Source organism: Rhodococcus sp. GB-02 (assembly GCF_053470465.1).
The window spans coordinates 705,623-723,671 of sequence record NZ_JBPUKE010000001.1 but is presented as its reverse complement, the minus strand read 5'-3'; the positions used below and the strand labels follow the sequence as shown (position 1 = coordinate 723,671).

The window sequence follows — 18,049 nt, the reverse complement described above, 5'->3', positions numbered from 1 at the left end:
TGTTCTGCGCAACTGGACGGTCGCCAACTCGCATCCGAGCGCCTTGTGGTGCTTGGATGACGGACGTGACAGCTCAGGATCAGCAAGACGAATCGACCCACGAAACCAAATTTGCGCACGTCAGCCGGGGTTATTACCCGACGATCGTCGCGCTGTTCACCGCGACGCTGCTGATCTCGAATGTTGCGGCGACCAAAGGGGTCGCCTTCTTCGCGGATTCCGTGTTCTCGCTCGGTCCCTTGCAGATTCTGCCCATCATCACCGACGGCGGCTTCTTCTTGTTCCCGCTCGCCTATGTCCTCGGTGACGTGCTCAGCGAGGTCTACGGCTTCAAAGCGACCCGACGCGCGATCTACCTGGGCTTCGGCGCACTGATCCTTGCTGCCGCGTGCTTCTGGATTGCCGTGCAGCTACCGTCGGCGGCGTTCTACGAGAACCAGGCCGCCCTCGAAACCGTAGTGGGCGTCATTCCCCGGCTACTGGTCGCAGGCTTGGCCGCCTACCTCGTCGGCCAGCTCTTGAACTCCCTAGTGCTTGTCATGATGAAGAAGCGCATGCAGGAGAAGCACCTGTGGGCGCGGCTGATCGGCTCGACCGTCGTCGGCGAATTCGCCGATACCCTGATCTTCTGTTCCATCGCGGCCGGTGTCATCGGCATCAGCACGTGGGAAGACTTCATCAACTACGTGCTGGTCGGCTTCCTGTGGAAGACGCTTGTCGAGGTACTGGTCATGCCGATCACCTACCGCGTCATCGCCTACGTGAAGAAGCGCGAACCGACCTACGCCTGAGGTGCAGGCGTCTTCGCCGCGTAGAACTTTCCGAGCATGTCCGCTTTGAAGTCGTGGAAGTACCCGCCTTCGATGCTGGCTCGGATGTCGTCGACCAACTTCACGGTGAATCGCTCGTTGTGGATGGTGCAGAGCGTCGACGCGAGCATTTCCTTCGCCTTGAAGAGGTGATGGATGTACGCGCGGGTGTAGTTGGCGCAGGTGTAGCAGTCGCACTCGTCGTCGATAGGCGTGAAGTCACGACGGAATCGGCTGGTGTTGATGTTGAACCGGCCGGAGCGGACGTAGATCGCGGCATTGCGAGCAACACGCGACGGGTTGACGCAGTCGAAGGTGTCCGCACCGTTCTCGATTGCGACGAAGAAGTCGTCCGGTTCACTGATACCGAGCATGTGACGCGGTTTGTTCTCGGGTAGCTCCTCGTTGCACCAGCGCACGATCGTTCCGAGGTTCTGCTTCTCCAAAGCACCGCCGATGCCGTACCCGTCGAAGCCGTATCCGTTCTCGCCTTCGATCGACTCGAGGCCGCGACAGGCCTGACGACGCAGATCCTCGTACTGCGCGCCTTGGATGACGCCGAAGAGCGCCTGATAGGGCTTGTCGGCGCGTTCGGCGGTGAGCTTCTCGTGCTCGTTGATGCAGCGGATCGCCCACGCCTGCGTGCGCTCGACCGATCGCTCCTGGTAGCCGCGGGTGTTGAGCAGCGTGGTGAGCTCGTCGAACGCGAACATGATGTCGGCGCCCAGCTGATGCTGGATCTGCATCGACACCTCAGGGGTGAAGCGATGCTTACTGCCGTCGAGGTGCGATTTGAACGTCACGCCCTCGTCGTCGACCGTCGCGAGACGCTCCTTGCCCTTCGCGATGACGTCGTCGGACTGCACGCCGACGGCCTCCATCGCGAGCACCTTCTTGAACCCGACACCAAGCGACATGACCTGGAAGCCACCGCTGTCGGTGAAGGTGGGCCCGTCCCAGTTCATGAACTTGCCCAGCCCGCCGGCCTCGTCGACGATGTCGGGTCCCGGCTGCAGGTACAGGTGGTACGCGTTGGCGAGCAACGACTGCGCACCGAGTTCCTTCATGGACTCGGGCAGCACGGCCTTGACCGTGGCCTTGGTTCCGACGGCCACAAACGACGGCGTCGCGATGTCACCGTGCGGTGTGTGGATGGTGCCGGTTCGTCCGAGCCGGTCTTCGAGCCTGGTCCCTATCGTGAAAATCGACTCGGGACGCTTGTCTACGACGGGCTCGGGCGGTGTCGGTACTGCAGAAGTCACGGGTTCAATCCTGTCACAGCCCCTGAGTACCGCCATGATCACAGCAAGCGAAACGTCCCGCGCGATCACTGTTCGGCATCGGTCTACTGAACGAACCCGAGCAGTATCGCCGTGTGAGAGTCCCGCTCCATACTTCCCTGGGCACACCTCCGACTCGACCGGTGTACACCGCCATCCCGCTGACAGGAGCTCACTTGACGAGACAGACCTACAACTTCGTCACCGTCGACGTCACAGACTCGATTGCCACCGTCGTCATCGACAAACCTCCCGCCAACGCGTTCAATCCCAACCTGATCGCCGAGCTTCTGGATTTACTGCCGACACTCGCGTCGGATCAAAGCGTCCGTGCCATCGTCATCACGGGTACGGGCCGGTTCTTCGTCGCCGGCGCGGACATTACCGTGATGCGCGAGCTGACGGAAGAAACTCAGCGCGCGATGCGCCCGTGGGTCGACGTACAGCGGATCCTCGAGTCGGCTCCCAAACCTGTCGTCGCGAAGATCAACGGGCACGCACTCGGCGGCGGAGCAGAACTGACGTTGGCCTGCGACTTCCGCATCATGGCGCAGTCGGCGACCATCGGCTTCCCCGAGATCGGACTTGGGCTTTTTCCGGGTGCCGGTGGCAGCCAGCGACTTCCACGCCTCATCGGCGCTCACCGAGCCAAAGTGCTCATGATCGAAGGCAAGCGCCTCAGCGCCGAGCATGCACTCGATATCGGCCTGGTCGACACCGTCGTTGCGGACGCCGACCTCGATGCGCATTGCGCTGACCTCGCACGCGAACTCGCGACGAAACCCACTGCCACCATCGGAATGATCAAACGCATTGTCGACGAGGGCATGTCGTTGCCGCTCGATCAAGCGCTGGATCTCGAATTCGAGGCAGTGCTCGACCTGATCAAGACGGACGACGCTGCTGAGGGACTTCAGTCATTCCTCGACAAGCGGTCCCCCACCTTCACGGGACGCTGACAGCTCCCATTTACCGAGAGGCCATCATGCTCAACAAATTTCAGAAGAAATGGGTGGGCGCAGTCGCTACTCTCGCCGCCCTGACGATCGCGGTCAGCGGATGCACCCGGCCCGCTACCGACAACTCCGCGGAAAGTGGTGGCCTGGTACGGATCGCGGTGGGTGTAGACCCGTCGTACGCCCCGATTTTCCTGGCCGACCACGAGGGCATGTTCGAGGCCGCCGGCCTCGACGTCCAGGTCATCCAGACGGAAGGCGGGGCGGCGGGCGCCCAGAACGTCGTAGCCGGAACTTCGGAACTCTCCGGCAATGCCGACTCGACGGCACTGTCCGTCATGGCCGCCAATCCGAGCCTGCGGGCGCTGGGCGTATTTCAGGAATCCGACCGATACTTCCAGGTTGTACTGAGGAATGGCGTCGAGCCGAAGTCGATCAAGACCATGGGCGTCTTCCCCGGCATCGGCCTCTACTTCACGAACCAGTACCTGGCCAGTCTCGGCATCGACCCCACGACGGTCACACTCGTGAGCACAAGCCCGCCCGAACAGCCTGCTTTGCTGGCGCGCGGTGACATCGACGGCTTCCTGTCCTTCGACCCCTGGGTGACGCAGAGTGTCAATACCGGCGGGCGCGTTGTTGCCACGACCGGCGACTTCGGCGCCAAGTACGCCCAATGGATCATCGCTTCGGACAACTGGTTGTCCGCGAACGAAGAAACCGCAGGCAAGGTGTTCAAGGTGATCTCGGAAGCGTCGGCAATCGTGAACTCGGATCCGGATCGGGCTGCAACCGCAATTGCCGCGTCTATCCAGATGGACCCGGCCGAGGCCGCAGACCGGGTGACCCAAATCGATTTCGGTGGACGCGGATTCACCGAGGACGACGTGGAGCGCGCAAACGAACTTGTTGCATTCTTCCGCGAGCAGGGCAAGATCTCCGCGGACATCGATCCGTCCGCTGTCCTCCTCTCGGGATGGTTCGAGCAGAACGCAGCCTGAGCGGAGAGTGAGAACGGGTCCGGTGGGCAGACCGAAATCATGTCGCCCACCGGCCCGCAGAACTACGTTCGACACCAGTCGGTTCGGCGATATCTTTCGATTGAAACGGAGTAGTTGTGGTGCATCCCCCGGTACGGGTCGTAGAGATTTCCAGTCCGTTTGCGCGATTCGCCGGGCGCATCCTGGTCGGGCTGGGTTTCGAGGTCATTCTGGTAGAACCACCCACCGGTGATCCCAGTCGCACCGAGTCCCAGGGTGATTCGTACTTGCATTGGCATGCGGGCAAGAAGTCCGTTGTCCTCGATATCGACGACAGCAACGATCGCCTCGCTTTCGAAGCACTGCTGCGCAGTGCCGACGTCCTGCTCGACGGCAGCGCGACCGGCGCTCTACGCGACAACCGAGGATCTCTCGTTCACGTACGAGTGACACCCTTCGGCACAACCGGACCGCGAAGTGACTGGAAGGCAACAAATCTGACCGTCGCGGCACTCGGCGGGATGATGGCCCAGGTCGGCGATCCCGAGCACCCTCCACTGCTGCTCCCCGAACTCCAGGCTGAGCAGCTCGCCGGAATCAATGCCGCAATCGGCGTGCTTCTCGGACTGCGTTCGCGATCCAAGGGCCACAACCCGTTGCTGGAGATCAGCGCTCAGGAATGTGTTGCCGCCGCGCTGGAAGCGGGCACTCTTGCCTACATTCACGAGGACCGCGTACCACCGCGTCCGGGCCGGGTACATCCGCTCGTTCCGCACGGACTGTTCCAGGCCGCCGACGGTTACGTCGGTGGCGGCCTCGGCGGTAGCCCCCGCATGTGGGACGGCATGTTGGCCTGGCTGATCGACAACGATGCTCAGGACGATCTCGATCAACCGGAGTGGTCCGACGCGGTCTACCGAAAGACGCATCAGGAACACATTTTCGACGTTCTGTCCGCCTTCATCGCGAAGTGGCCGAAGGAAGAATTCGCGGTCAGCGCGCAGTCACGCAAGTTGCCGTGGGCAGCGGTCGACCGGCCCGAAGAACTGCTGCGTAACCCGCAACTCAACGACCGGGACTTCTTCACCGACGTGACCGGAGATCACGGTACCTACCGCGATCTCGGGTTCGGCTTCGCTTTCCCCGAAGGCCGGCGCACCGGAACGCTCGAGGCTGCCAGGTTGGGCCAGCATCAGGAACTCTTGAAGGCCACCTCGCCTGTGGCAGTGAACGAAACCCACGAGTTCAGCGGTGGCAGCACGCCCAGCCTCGAAGGTGTCCGCGTCCTGGATCTCACGTGGGTGTTGGCGGGCCCGTACGGCACCAGAATCCTTGCCGACCACGGTGCCGATGTCATCAAGGTCGAATCGATCGGACGCCCGGACCCGACTCGCTTTGCACCGTTCATGCATCTCTCGCGAGGACCGCACGACAATCCGAACACCAGCGGGTACTTCAACGACGTCAACCGCAACAAGCGCAGCATCACACTCGATACCCGATCCGCAGAGGGCCTTTCGGTACTGCGCGACCTGATCAGGAACTCCGACGTCGTGGTCGAGAATTTCAGCTCGTCGGTCATGGACAAGATGGGGCTCGGCTACGAACAACTCCGGGAGCTCAACCCGGACATCATCTACGTGTCGATGTCCGGGATGGGTCACACCGGTCCTCGCAAGGACTGGGTGTCGTATGCCGACATCGTTTCGGCAAGTACCGGTTTGACCGCACTGACCGGCTGGAACGCCGATGACGTTGTCGGAGTCATCTACGGCCATGGCGACATCGTCGCCGGACTGCAAGCCGGCGTCGCGATGCTGGCAGCCCTCGACTACCGCGACCGGACCGGCCGGGGACAGCACGTAGACCTGTCACAACTCGAAGCCATGGCAGCGCACATGGGTACCAGCGTTCTCCGAGCCGCCCGGTCACAGTCCCCCGATCCGATCGGCAACAGCCATCACGAACTGGCACCACACGGCGTGTACCCGTGCCTCGGCAGCGACCGGTGGTGCTCGATTGCCGTTCGCGATACCACGGAATGGAATGCATTGTGCCGCATCATCGAAGCAGAGAAATGGATCGGCAATCCTGACTTCGCGAGTGCAGAAAGCCGCCAAGCCGATCACGAACATATCGACGACGCCATCGCCGACTGGACCAGGACTCTGTCACCCGAAACCGTCATGGAACGCTTGCAATCGGCGGGTATCGCGGCCGGCACCGTCCAGGACGGACGCGACCTGGTCGAGAGCGATCCACATCTTCGGGCACGCAGTTTCTATTCGGCACAGGAACATCCCCTCGCCGGAACATTCCTCCACGAAGGCATCCCCGTTCGCCGGAACTCCGAACCCGGCTCGATCCGACGCGCTGCGCCGGTGCTGGGCGCGGACACCGACGACGTCCTCGAGTCGGTGCTCGGATACAGCGACGAACTGATCGCCGGACTTCGCGACCAGTCGATCCTGTCCTGACCGCACTCATATTCAGTACATCCATTCACAGATCGCTCCTAGGAGACACAATGCGCGCGGCCCGACTCCATCAGTTCGGCACTTCACCGGTCATCGACGACATCGACATTCCCACACGTGAATCCGGTCAGACGCTCGTGCGCATCGACGCTGCCGCGCTCGGCCATCTCGACATCACCGTCGCGAGCGGAAACTTCGGAGTCAAGCCGAACCTGCCACATATCGGTGGAACAGACGGAGCGGCGACGGTAATCGAATCCGACACCTATGAGCCTGGCACCCGCCTTCTGGTCCGAGGCGGCGGAGTCGGCCTGTTCAAGAACGGTTGCTGGGCTGAGTATCTGGTAGCGGCAGACAAGGCGTTCACACCCTTTGATCCCGCACTGTCGCCGGCCGTCGCCGCAACCTTCTTCCTGCCTAGCACAACCGGCTATGTTGCCGTCAACGACATTGCAGCCGTCGCTCCCGGCGAACGAGTTGTTGTCGCCGGAGCATCCGGCGCTGTCGGATCGATGGCAGCACAGTTCGCTCTGCTTGCCGGAGCGTCCGAGGTAATCGGTGTTGTACCGCGCGAAGATCAGGCTGCCTTGCTTCCGGAGGGTGTGCGTCCCGTCGTCGGGCAAGGCGACGAACTTGCCGGGGTGCTGGGATCCGAGCCTTCCGTCGACGCCGTGATCGACACGCTTGGCGGCGACGGCTTGCCGCACCTTCTGGCGAGTGTTATCCCCGGTGGCCGGGCTGCCCTGATCGGATATACCTTGGGTAAGAGCCTCACCCTGGACTTGCCGAACTGGTTGCTCAGCGATGTCCGGATCCTGCCCGTCAACATGATTCGCAAGACTGCCCGGCAAGCCGAACTGGCACCTGAAATGATCCGGCTGCTCATCGAAGGCAAGATTTCCGTTGCAGTGCAGGAGTTTCCGCTGGATGACATCGCAACGGCACTGCAGTTGATGGGTGAGGGCAAGGTTGCCGGCCGGGCCGTCGTCGTACCCTGAGGGATACAATTACCCATGCCCCACGACGCACATGCCATTCCGCGCTCGCTTCCGGATTTGATCCGGAGGCGAGCTTTGGAGCGTCCGGAGCACCCGGCGCTCGTCGTCGACGGGATCACGGTCACCTACCGCGAATTGCGGGATCGTGCAGCGTCGATGGGGGCGGATCTCCGTAATCACGGTGTCGGCCGTGGGGAGCGCGTGGCGGCACTGTCCGGCAACAGGATCGAACTGGCAGACCTTGTTCTCGGATGCGCGTGGATCGGTGCGGTTGTCGTCCCACTCAATACGGCCCTCCGAGCCGACAGTGTTGCCAGCGCACTCGAACAGGCTGGTGTACAACGGATCCTGGTTTCACCCGAATACTCAGGCGCTGTAGCCGGATTCGACGGCACCGTGTGGGTCATGGGTGAACAGTGCGTCCCCACTGCCGGTTCGCATCCGGGTTGTGAGCCCGAGACCCTCGATCCGCTCGACCTGGCCGCGATACTCTTCACCTCCGGCACCACCGGTCTGCCCCGAGGCGTCCGATGCCCGCACGCGCAGTTCCTGCAGTGGGGCAAAGGCGTCGGCGCCTCACTCGGGCTCACCGGGGACGATGTGCTGTACAACTGCCTGCCGCTGTTTCACACCAATGCTCTCAATGCCTTTGTTCAGTCCCTTTGGGCCGGGTCTACTTTTTTCCTGGGACAACGCTTTTCGGTCCGCAATCATTGGCGCGAAGTTCGCGAGATCGGCGCAACTGTCGACTACCTGCTGGGTGCGATGGTGGCCATGTTGATGAACGCGGACCCATCGCCGCAAGACCGACAGCACAGCGTCCACGTGGCACTTGCCCCCGCAACGCCGGCTCATCTGATCGAACCGTTTGCCCAGAGATTCGGTGTAGAACTCGTGGACGGATTCGGAAGTACCGAAACCAATCTCGTGATCGGCACACTTCCGGGAGATCGGCGGGCCGGGTACATGGGGCGGGTGATGAGTGGCTACGACGCCGCAGTCGTCAACGACGGTACTGCTGCCGCAGACGGGGAGCCCGGCGAACTGGTGGTCCGCAGCACGATCCCCGGCGCCTGTTCACTGGGCTATCTGGGCGAGGAGATTCCGGCGACGGAGAGTTGGATACAGACCGGTGACAGGGTGATTCGGGAAGCAGACGGCTGGTTCCGATTTGTCGATCGCATCAAAGACGTGATTCGGCGCCGCGGTGAAAATATTTCCGGGGCCGAAGTGGAAACCGTTCTGGCGTTGCATCCGTCGGTCGGTCAGGTTGCCGTCTTCCCGGTACCGTCGGATCTGGCCGAGGACGACGTCATGGCAACTGTAATACTGCGCCCCGGAGTATCTTTCGACCCCATTTCGATTCTGGAGTTCTCCCAGCAACAGCTGCCGTACTTTGCACTTCCCCGGTACATCGACGTCGTGGACACGTTGCCACTCACCGAAACCGGCAAGGTACAGAAAGCAGTGCTACGTGAGAGGGGCGTCGGCCCACACACCTGGGACTGCGAGAAGAGCGTGTTCCGCGCCCGGCGATAGACCGCGCCTCGCTACTTGCCGCAACCGTTGAACGAACACATCACCGGACTGCAGATCGTGCGCAGAGCCAGCGGGTCGCTCGGCGAATGTGTGCACTTCATGGCATGAAGTTTTCGGGTGATTCCGGCGCCGGCAGTGCGCAGGGCCCCGGTGATGCGGCTGACGTTGAGGCGAGCCGTCGGCGCTGTCACAGACAACGCGCCGGCCAGAGTGCGCGGGCCGCTGAACACCGGCACTGCGACGCTCATGTACCCGAGCCGTGTCTCCTCGACCTCCACCGCGAGTTGTTCCTTACGCATCCGCTCGGTTTGCTGGCGCAGCACGCTGACGGACATCGTCGTTCGACTGGTCAAGGCGGTGAAACCCTGCTCGACTACCTCGTCGAAGACCGATTGCGGGGAGAAGGCAAGGATGATCTTGCCGGTGGCGGTGCAGTACAGCGGGAGCCGACCGGCCACCCGCGACTGCTGATTGAGCCCGCGGTGTCCGATGATCTTCTCGATGTAGAGGACGTCGATGCCGTCACGAACCGCAAAGTGAACCGTCTCCTGCGTCGCCAGCAGTAGGTCCTCCATGTACGGCAGCGCCGCGTCGCGCAGAATCCGCTGACGCGGCACCAATTGGCCCAGCTCGAACAATCGCAGGCCGAGCCGGTACTTGGTACCCGCGCGCTCGAGCAATCCCCACTCGACCAGCTCGCCGGCCAACCGGTGAACCGTCGCTTTCGCGACCCCACTGCGCCGGGTGAGCTCCGTCAGAGACAGGTCACTGTGGTCGGTGTCGAAAGCGTCCAAGATCATTCGAGCCTTGCCCAGGACCGAGGACAGTTCACCTGCAGGCTGCGATGCAGCGGTCGTTTCCGACGCGATGGGTAGTACGGATCCGAACCCGACGGATTGTTGTGGAGCGGCCATGAGTGTCCTCCTGAACGATCTGTGACAGCCTGCCGAGACCGAGTGCCACAACGACCGAGATCGGTCGGGGCCCTCGTTAGGTGCAGGTGCTTCGAGACTGACACTATGGTGACGACACGATGAGACGCACGCCACACGGTCCGCTCAGTGAACCCGTCCCGCAGAGTTTACACGGGGCGCCTACCTGCGTAATTCTCCAGAAACATGCGGACGGCGGATGCAATCTGCGGAGCGTGCTCCTCGACGAGTGCGACGGTCCCCGATTCGACGATCTCCGTTTCCACCACTGCCGCACCCGTCAGGTGTGCACGCAACGGCGCAATGTTAGGCATCGAGAAGGGATCCTTCTGCGCGCCGATCAGCAAAACCGGCGCAGTCACCGAACCGACTCTCGCCTCCATGACGTAGCGGGCGCAGGCTTTGTGCCCCTCCGCCGGATCTACCCGGTAGGCAAGCGCGTCTCGGATGAACCTGTCGAGCAGTGCGGTGCCTGGTTCGGGGTAGTAGGGGCGACGCATCTCCCACAGCCTGGTGAGATGGCTACCGTCTGCGGCCCGGTCGACGCAGTCGATCCCACCGGGTCCCGAGTGCCCCTCGCGGTAGTTGCGGTCGGTCCACGGGCACGACGAGAGCACGGCAGCGTGCACCCTCTCGGGGCGTGATGCCGCCATCTCGAGCGCCACTGCCGCACCGGTGTGGTGACCGATGACCGTGACTCGATCGACGCCCAGGGTGTCGAGCAATTCCCACGCGCCTCGCGCATAGGTCTCGATGGTCTGCGGGCCGGGCACCGGAGCACTGTTGCCGTACCCCGGCATGTCCATCGCGACAACGCGGAAGTCGTCGGCAAGGAGTGGAATGAACTCGCGGAACTCGTCCCACGACCGGGGCGCCTGATGAAGCAGGAGAATCGCCTCACCCGAACCTTGCTGCGCGTAATGCAATTGCCCGAAAGACGAATCCACGTATCCGAGTTGCAGGCCGCCAGCCATCAGAACGCCGCAACCATCGGGGTATCGACGCCGACGATGTCGATCTTTGCCGAACCACCCGGATTTCCGACGGGCTCGCTACGGGTAGGCAAGACCTCGAGGAAGAAGCGCTTGTTGTCTTCCTTGAAATCCGGGTCTGCTTTCCGGTCGACGGTGATCGCCTCCACCGGGCAGGCCAATTCGCAAGCGCCGCAATCGATGCATTCGTTCGGGTTGATGTAGAGCTTGCGATCACCCTCGTAGATGCAATCCACGGGGCATTCTTCCATGCACGATCGGTCCGTGTAGTCGATGCATGCTTCACCGATGACAAATGCCATTGCCTAGCTCTCCTGTTCGGTGGAGTGTCCAGGGAAGATTTCTGCTTCCGGATCCAGCACTGCCGCAGCGTTGTTCACCGCAGTCGCGGCCTCGCCGAAACCGACGGCGATCAAGCGGACCTTGCCGGGATAGTCCGTGATGTCCCCGGCGGCATACACACGCGGAACATTCGTCTCCATCCGTGTGTTCACCGCGATGTGGCGATTGTCGATCTCGATTCCCCACTCCATCATCGGCCCGAGGTCGGCCGTGAATCCCAATGCAGCGATGACGGATTGAGCGGGCAGCGTGGACGTGCTCTTGTCTTGTTTGTGGGTGATGTCGACCTCGCCGATCCACCCGTTTCCACGTACCGCCGAGACATCGGCGTTGACGAGAACCTGGACACTGCTTTCCTGCACCTTGGCGACTGTGGATTTGTGCGCGCGGAAACGATCTCGCCGGTGAACCAGGGTGACGGACTTGGCAATCGGTTCCAGGTGAACGGCCCAGTCGAACGCGCTGTCGCCGCCACCGACGATGACAACGTCTTTCCCGGTGTGCGCCGACAAATCCGGGACGAAGTAACTCAGCCCCCGATCCATGAACTCCGAACCCTTCGCCAACGGACGCGGGGTGAAGGTTCCGATGCCGCCGGTGATGACAACCGCGCCGGCCACCACGACCTGGCCCGTGCTGGTGGTGATCCGCACCCGGCCGTCGTCGTCATGCGACAGCTCACGAGCCTGCATGCCCATAAGGTACACCGGATCGAACGGGGCAGCCTGCGCCATCAAACCCTCGATCAGGTTGCGTCCCTTGACCGAAGGGAATCCTGCGATGTCGAGGATCGCCTTCTCCGGGTACATCGCACTAACCTGTCCCCCCGGTTCCGCAAGGGCATCGATCACGGCAACCGAGAGGCCGCGGAAGCCTGCGTAGTACGCGCCGTATAGCCCGGCGGGGCCTGCACCAATGATCAGAATATCGACGCCGATCTCGTTGTCGGTCGCCGTGGAAGACGTTGTGTTCACGCTCGATACGGTATTGCGCTGACGGACTCCCGCAAATGAAACCGGTCCGCTCAACAGACCTCGGTAACAGTTGCGGGACACCACGAAAAGGGCCCGCCGACCTCTCGGTCTACGGGCCCAATGCTCGCAAGAATTCAGTGCGCGAAGAATTCAGTGCGCGAATACCTCGGGTTCGTCTGCTGCGATCTTCTGGATGATGGTCGAGTACGCAAACCACCCCACCTTCTCGGTGCCGACTGCCTCGTAGGTCTGCGCCGCGATCTTCTCGTGCAGGACAACCGGATCACCGGCGGCTCGCGCCGTCAGCTCCGCCTGCATCGACCGCTCCATCGACACATACCACCACACTGCGCTCTCCACGGAAGTTCCGACGGTCAGATGACCGTGGTTGGTGAGGATCACGGCCTTGTTCGATCCGAGGGCATCCGCGATGCGAATCCCCTCCTCTTCGTCCAGCGCCACCCCGTGATACTCCTCGTAGATCGAGTGATCCTCGTGAAAGGCGCACGCGTCCTGAGTGATCGGCGTGAGGCGGGTGTGCAGCGAGGAGAACGCCTTACCGTTCAAACCGTGAGCGTGAACAGCTCCGATGACGTCGGGACGAGCCTCGTGAACCTTGCTGTGGATGACAAACGCTGCTCGGTTGAGCGGTCCGTCTCCGGAAATGACCGTGCCGTCCGACGCCACATGCAGCAATTCCTCCGGCTGAACCTGGGAGAAGTGCCGCCCGAACGGCGCAGTCCAGAAAGTCTCCGGATCCTCTGGGTCTCGGGCGGTGATATGTCCCGAGATTCCCTCGTCCAAACCGAATTTCGACAAAATCCGATACCCGCCGATGACAGCGGTCTTGCGACGACGCCGATCACTCTCGATATCGGTGAACTCGGGCGGTCCCGGAATTCCGGCCTGCTCGGCAATGCTCAGCGGGTGATTCATGCTGCGCTCCTGACTATTTGACGCCGTAACGGGCGAGGTACCGCGAGGACAGAATGCGGAGAATCCGGTCGAAGATGAAGCCCATGATGCCCAGGACGATGATGCCGACGAACGTCCAGTCGATCCGGCCGTAGTTTCGAGCCTGCCAGATCATCGAACCGATACCCTGGTCGGCGGCGACGATCTCCGCCGACACGATGGTGAGGAAGCTGTTGCCCATCGCCAGGCGAGCGCCCGTGACGATGCCGGGGATCGACGACGGCAAGACCACCGTCTTCATGATCTGAAGTTTGTTGGCACCAAGATTTGCCGCTGCCTGCAGTTTGTTCTCGCTGATCGCTACAGTCGCGGCAATCGTGCTGACCGTGACGATGAATACCGAGGTGTAGAAGATCAGAACAACCTTCGACGTCTCACCGATGCCGAACCAGACGACGGCGAGAGTGACAAACGCAATAGGCGGAATGAACCGGAAGAACTCGATGTACGGATCGAGGAGCTGTCGCACGATGGAAATGCGGCCCATCAGAATTCCGACGGGAGCACCGATCACGACACCCAGGAACCAGCCGATGAGAATTCGCTGACCCGATGCGGTGATCGACGACCACAGAACGCCGCTCTCCCACAGTTCCTGTGCCGCCGACCATACTTCGGCCGGTGATGCAATGGTGGTCGGCCCGTACCACCACGCCAGGAACGACCAGATGCCCAAACCGATTGCCGCTGAGGCTGCATACATCAGCGTCGCTTTGACAATCTTGGATCGCCGCGCCGACGAACGCTTTTTTGTCTGCGCCACCTTCGCTGTTCTCACACCGGCTGAACCACCGGTCACTACAGCCGTCACAGCTCGTCCTCCTCAATGCCTTGGTTCCGCAGCGACGCAACCACTTCTGCCCGAATGTCGTCCCGCAGCTTCTCGTAGAGCTCGATCACCTCGGGATCGTTGCGGTCTCGCGGACGAGCCGAATTGACCTCGTAGACGCTCTTGATCCGGGCCCGCGGGCCGGCCGACATCACGATCACACGGTCAGCCAACGTCAGTGCCTCGTCGATATCGTGAGTCACGAATACCACGGTGCAGCGGGTGTGCCGCCAGATACGGTCGAGTTCGGTCTGCAGAACCTGACGAGTCTGAGCGTCCAACGCACCGAACGGCTCGTCCATGAGAACCAACGACGGCTGGTTGGCAAGAACTCGTGCGATCTGAACACGTTGCCGCATACCGCCGGACAGCTGCGAGGGGAACTTCGCACCCGCGTGGGGCAAGCCGACCATCGCGAGGTACTCGGCCGCGATACTCGCCTGCTCGCTGCGGTTCGCTCCACGCATCCTGGGGCCGTAGGCCACGTTCTGGCTCACGGTCATCCATTCGAACAACGCTTCGGAGCTCTGAAACACCATGCCGGCGTGGCGGTTACTGCCGGCGACGACATCTCCGTCGCACACGATCTCGCCGGCGCTGGGTTCCACGAAGCCGGCCATGGACGACAGCAGCGTCGACTTGCCGCAGCCACTCGGACCGAGCAGACAGACGAATTCACCTGGCTGCACGTGCATGCCGATTCCGGCGACGATCTCCGCCGCGCCGAAGCTGATTCCGAGGTCGACCACGTCGATGGCAACACCGGTGTTCTTCTTGCCGGGGCCGGCTGTCCCCGCGCTATTCGTCGAGCTGGTCGTTGAACCACTTGTTGCGATACTCACTGTGCACCATCCTTGTACCAATCCAGAAGCATTGCCGATTCGAGATCCGGCTGGTCGCTGAGAACACCGATCGACTTGTAGAAATCTACGATCGACTGAGCCGACCCGACATCCGCAGCTTCGAGATTCACCACGGCGAAGTCGATCTCGTCCACCGCGGCAATAGTCTGATCCTCGCTGACGTTCACAGCCGCCTTGGTCGCGGACGCTGCCACGCCCGGATCCGACTCGACCTTGCGCGTTGCCTCGTCGAGCACCTTCGCGACGGTTCGCGCTGTCTCTTCGTTGGCCGACAACCACGGAGCCGTCGTGATCGCCCAATGATGATAGAACCAGCCGTAGTCTCCGGTTACTGCCACCACGTGGCCGGTTCCCTGATCCAGGGCGGTGGCCGGCCACGGCTCCCACAGGACAAACCCGTCGATGTCGCCGCGACTGAGCAGTGCGGGCATGTCCGTCGGGGTCGCCGAGATCATCTCGACCGAACCGGGGGCAATGGAGTTGGCAGCGAGGTACTTGTCCGTCGAAATCTGGCTGAGACCCGGGACGATGCCCATCTTCTTGATCGCAGCCGGTGAGTCGACACCGTTACGCAGCACGACCTTGATGTAGTCACCCGACGCCTCGTACGAGTACATCGCGCGCAACGACGGATTCTGACGCAACTGGGCGATCGTTGTCGTATCGGAGCTACCGGCGATCTGGACCTGCCCGGTCGAGAGTGCGTCGACGGCCTCGCCACCACGACCGAACTGGACGAGTTCGACGTCCAAACCGGCAGCGTCGAACATGCCTTCCTGATCCGCTACGAAGAACGGAGCGTAGGAAGCATCGATTCCGACTGCGATACGCAGTGGTCCACTTCCGGCGGAATCAGCTGTGCTTTGCGTCGCCGGGCGGCTGCATGCGCCGGTTGCAACGGTCAGCAGCAGCGCAGCCGAAACAAGAGCAGTCCTTCCAAACTTTGACAGCGAGGCCATCTACTCACACCTTTGTTTGTGATCTGTGCCGCAGTTGCGGGTCGTGGAGAGCAAACCTAGCTGTGTGTACCTACACCCGAGAACCAACCGGGTCCACCGTGCGGACCGGGGACAGGAACTTACCTCGGCGAAACACTGCACCTGGAGGAACGTGCGGACCGAAATACTTCGGTAACACGGCCCTCGATCACAATGTCCACCGAATCACAATGTCCACCGAATTGTCTGCGAGCGCAGCGCACTGGCGACATTCTGCGCCGTCATCGAATAGATCGACGCACGCGCTCCGGCGCTGCCGCCGGCGACGTGCGGGCTCAGGAGGGTCGAATCGAATCCACGGAGCGGGCTCGAAATCGGTAGTGGTTCAACGTCGAACACATCGAGGGCAGCGCCGCCGACATGCCTGGAACGCAAGGCACGCGCCAATGCCGCGTCGTCGACGACAGCGCCGCGCGCCACATTGACCACGATCGCTCCGGTGGGCAACTGCGCAACTCGATGGGAATTGATCAGTCCCCGAGTTGATTCCGTAAGCGGGACGGCCAGCACCAGGACATCCGCGAGAGGCAGTAGCTCGTCGAGTGACACAAACGTCGCAGCCACAGTGTCACGCGGTCTCGAACGCGCGGTGACGTAGACGTCGCAACCGAAGGCGGCAAACAATTCTGCACACCGGCGGCCGATCGAACCGACACCTACGACGCCGACCCGGCGCTGCGCCAGATCGCGGCAATCGCGCGTCAGGATGGATTCCTGTGGCCATCGACCATCGGTAACCTCGTTGTGCGCCCAGAACATGGAGCGGCACAACACACCTGCCGCGAGCACTGCCCACTCCGCAACCGAATTCGCGTTTGCACCGGGAGTATTCGCCACCGGAACTCCGGCGGCGCGCCAGGCTTCGGCATCGATGAAATTGGTTCCGGCACCAGGCTGTTGGACGAGGAGCACATTCCGGCCGAGCTCTGCTTCCTCCTTGCCCAGTGGCAGATCACCACTCCAGTCCCCCACCACGACGTCGCATGTCGGCAACTCCGCACGGAGCGCCCCCGTGGTGCGCTCAGGTAATCGAACTACCTCCGCCTCACCCCTGACGGCGTCACGGATTGCGGTACCGAGTCCGTTGTCGGCGTCGGCCGTCAGCAGAAGTACTTTCTTCACGAGAACTCCTTCGCTGTAAGACGATGACTGTACCTTCGAAAACGCGGAAGCCGGCCTCCCAATCGAGAGACCGGCTCCATTACGCAGCAGTATATTTGGCAGGAACTTCTCAGATAGCTGCCTTCGCGCTGGCTGATGCCTTTGCCAAGAACTCGAGGCTCAGCGGGTTGTACTTCGCTGCCTGCTCGTGCTGCGGCCAGTGACCGCACTCCGAGTAGAGTTCGAGCTGAGCGCCCGGAATATCCTCGGCCATCTTCTTCGCTTCCGGAACATCACCGAACGGATTTTCCTGACCCCAGACCACAAGAGTCGGCGCCTTGATGAGTGCCATTCGATCCGGGCGCAGCAGGTTCCGCTGGCGAACCTCCATCTCCTGCAAGGAAAGGAGGTTGTGGATGTTGGCGACAAAATCAGGCTGATGGTAGATCCGGTGACGAGCCTGAACCAATTCCTCGGTTGCATCGGCGGGATCGTGCATGAGCAACTGCATACGTGCGCGGGTCAATTCGATGTCGTCGCTCTGGACGGCCTTCGCGGTCGACGTCTTGATGCGCTCCATGACTACTGGGTTCGCGACTGTTCCGCCTGCTGCCAGCAACTGCAGCGACAGAACACGTTCGGGCTGCTCGCTGGCCAGGTAGGCAGCGACCCAACCACCGAGGCTTTCACCCACCAAGTGCACACGGTCCAGTCCGACCGCGTCGAGGTAGTTCACCAAATGCTCGACGTAGCGCGGAATCTCGTACGGGTAGTCAGGCTTGCCGGTGTAACCATGGCCGAGCATGTCGATCGCGTGAACCCGGTAAGACTCGGCGTGCGGTGCAATATTGCGTGCAAATGCCTCGAGGTGTCCGCTGGTGCCGTGCAGGAAGATCACGGCCTCGTCACCGGATCCTGCCTGCAGAGAGCGCGTGGGCACACCGCCGGCGTCGACGGTCGTCAACTCGAAATCGAGCCCGGCAAGTTCGTTCCAGATTGTCATC

The 18,049-nt window shown here is 62.0% G+C and carries 17 protein-coding genes; 6 read left to right on the top strand and 11 right to left on the bottom strand.

What is annotated here, in order from left to right; all coding sequences use genetic code 11:
* Positions 1 to 56 precede the first annotated feature (56 nt).
* Positions 57 to 791, top strand: a complete 735-nt coding sequence (locus ACSW29_RS03480) for a queuosine precursor transporter (RefSeq protein WP_448276478.1) — start codon at positions 57 to 59, stop codon at positions 789 to 791.
* Here the strand turns inward: ACSW29_RS03480 and tgt are convergent.
* Positions 782 to 2,071 (bottom strand): tRNA guanosine(34) transglycosylase Tgt, encoded by a 1,290-nt coding sequence (gene tgt / locus ACSW29_RS03475; protein ID WP_030535742.1) that lies wholly within the window; start codon positions 2,069 to 2,071, stop codon positions 782 to 784. The genes ACSW29_RS03480 and tgt overlap by 10 nt on opposite strands.
* 194 nt (positions 2,072 to 2,265) lie before the next feature.
* On the opposite strand from tgt, the gene ACSW29_RS03470 reads away from it, so the two are divergent.
* From ACSW29_RS03470 to ACSW29_RS03450, 5 genes are all read left to right on the top strand, one after another.
* A complete protein-coding gene (locus tag ACSW29_RS03470; protein ID WP_448276477.1) occupies positions 2,266 to 3,048 on the top strand; it encodes an enoyl-CoA hydratase/isomerase family protein in 783 nt (260 codons plus the stop codon).
* A 26-nt stretch (positions 3,049 to 3,074) separates the two neighbouring features.
* Entirely contained in the window at positions 3,075 to 4,046 is a 972-nt protein-coding gene (locus ACSW29_RS03465; RefSeq protein WP_448276475.1) for an ABC transporter substrate-binding protein, read from the top strand.
* A gap of 119 nt (positions 4,047 to 4,165) precedes the next feature.
* Positions 4,166 to 6,502, top strand: coding sequence for a CoA transferase (locus ACSW29_RS03460; protein ID WP_448276473.1), 2,337 nt, complete (start codon positions 4,166 to 4,168; stop codon positions 6,500 to 6,502).
* A 50-nt stretch (positions 6,503 to 6,552) separates the two neighbouring features.
* Positions 6,553 to 7,500, top strand: coding sequence for a quinone oxidoreductase family protein (locus ACSW29_RS03455; RefSeq protein ID WP_021332885.1), 948 nt, complete (start codon positions 6,553 to 6,555; stop codon positions 7,498 to 7,500).
* A 15-nt stretch (positions 7,501 to 7,515) separates the two neighbouring features.
* Positions 7,516 to 9,039, top strand: a complete 1,524-nt coding sequence (locus ACSW29_RS03450; protein ID WP_021342542.1) for an AMP-binding protein — start codon at positions 7,516 to 7,518, stop codon at positions 9,037 to 9,039.
* Between the two features lie 11 nt (positions 9,040 to 9,050).
* Here the strand turns inward: ACSW29_RS03450 and ACSW29_RS03445 are convergent, their stop codons facing one another.
* The 10 genes from ACSW29_RS03445 to ACSW29_RS03400 form a co-directional block, all read right to left on the bottom strand.
* Positions 9,051 to 9,953 (bottom strand): IclR family transcriptional regulator, encoded by a 903-nt coding sequence (locus ACSW29_RS03445; RefSeq protein ID WP_007731601.1) that lies wholly within the window; start codon positions 9,951 to 9,953, stop codon positions 9,051 to 9,053.
* Positions 9,954 to 10,120: 167 nt separating this feature from the next.
* Positions 10,121 to 10,945 (bottom strand): alpha/beta fold hydrolase, encoded by an 825-nt coding sequence (locus tag ACSW29_RS03440; protein ID WP_007731603.1) that lies wholly within the window; start codon positions 10,943 to 10,945, stop codon positions 10,121 to 10,123.
* On the bottom strand, positions 10,945 to 11,265 hold the full coding sequence (locus ACSW29_RS03435) for a DUF362 domain-containing protein (protein WP_007731605.1): 321 nt from the start codon (positions 11,263 to 11,265) through the stop codon (positions 10,945 to 10,947). The genes ACSW29_RS03440 and ACSW29_RS03435 overlap by 1 nt, the downstream gene beginning before the upstream one ends.
* A gap of 3 nt (positions 11,266 to 11,268) precedes the next feature.
* Positions 11,269 to 12,279: an NAD(P)/FAD-dependent oxidoreductase gene (locus ACSW29_RS03430; RefSeq protein WP_448276470.1), complete on the bottom strand. Its 1,011-nt coding sequence runs from the start codon at positions 12,277 to 12,279 to the stop codon at positions 11,269 to 11,271.
* A 150-nt stretch (positions 12,280 to 12,429) separates the two neighbouring features.
* A complete protein-coding gene (locus ACSW29_RS03425; RefSeq protein WP_448276469.1) occupies positions 12,430 to 13,215 on the bottom strand; it encodes a class II aldolase/adducin family protein in 786 nt (261 codons plus the stop codon).
* Positions 13,216 to 13,228: 13 nt separating this feature from the next.
* A complete protein-coding gene (locus tag ACSW29_RS03420) occupies positions 13,229 to 14,065 on the bottom strand; it encodes an ABC transporter permease (RefSeq protein WP_021342537.1) in 837 nt (278 codons plus the stop codon).
* A complete protein-coding gene (locus ACSW29_RS03415; RefSeq protein WP_448276468.1) occupies positions 14,062 to 14,925 on the bottom strand; it encodes an ABC transporter ATP-binding protein in 864 nt (287 codons plus the stop codon). The genes ACSW29_RS03420 and ACSW29_RS03415 overlap by 4 nt, the downstream gene beginning before the upstream one ends.
* On the bottom strand, positions 14,922 to 15,905 hold the full coding sequence (locus tag ACSW29_RS03410; RefSeq protein WP_448276467.1) for an ABC transporter substrate-binding protein: 984 nt from the start codon (positions 15,903 to 15,905) through the stop codon (positions 14,922 to 14,924). Before ACSW29_RS03410 ends, ACSW29_RS03415 begins: the two co-directional genes overlap by 4 nt.
* 204 nt (positions 15,906 to 16,109) lie before the next feature.
* Complete coding sequence (locus tag ACSW29_RS03405) at positions 16,110 to 17,066, bottom strand: NAD(P)-dependent oxidoreductase (protein ID WP_019746501.1); 957 nt, start codon at positions 17,064 to 17,066, stop codon at positions 16,110 to 16,112.
* A 109-nt stretch (positions 17,067 to 17,175) separates the two neighbouring features.
* Positions 17,176 to 18,048, bottom strand: coding sequence for an alpha/beta fold hydrolase (locus ACSW29_RS03400; protein ID WP_019746500.1), 873 nt, complete (start codon positions 18,046 to 18,048; stop codon positions 17,176 to 17,178).
* Between the last annotated feature and the right edge of the window lies 1 nt (position 18,049).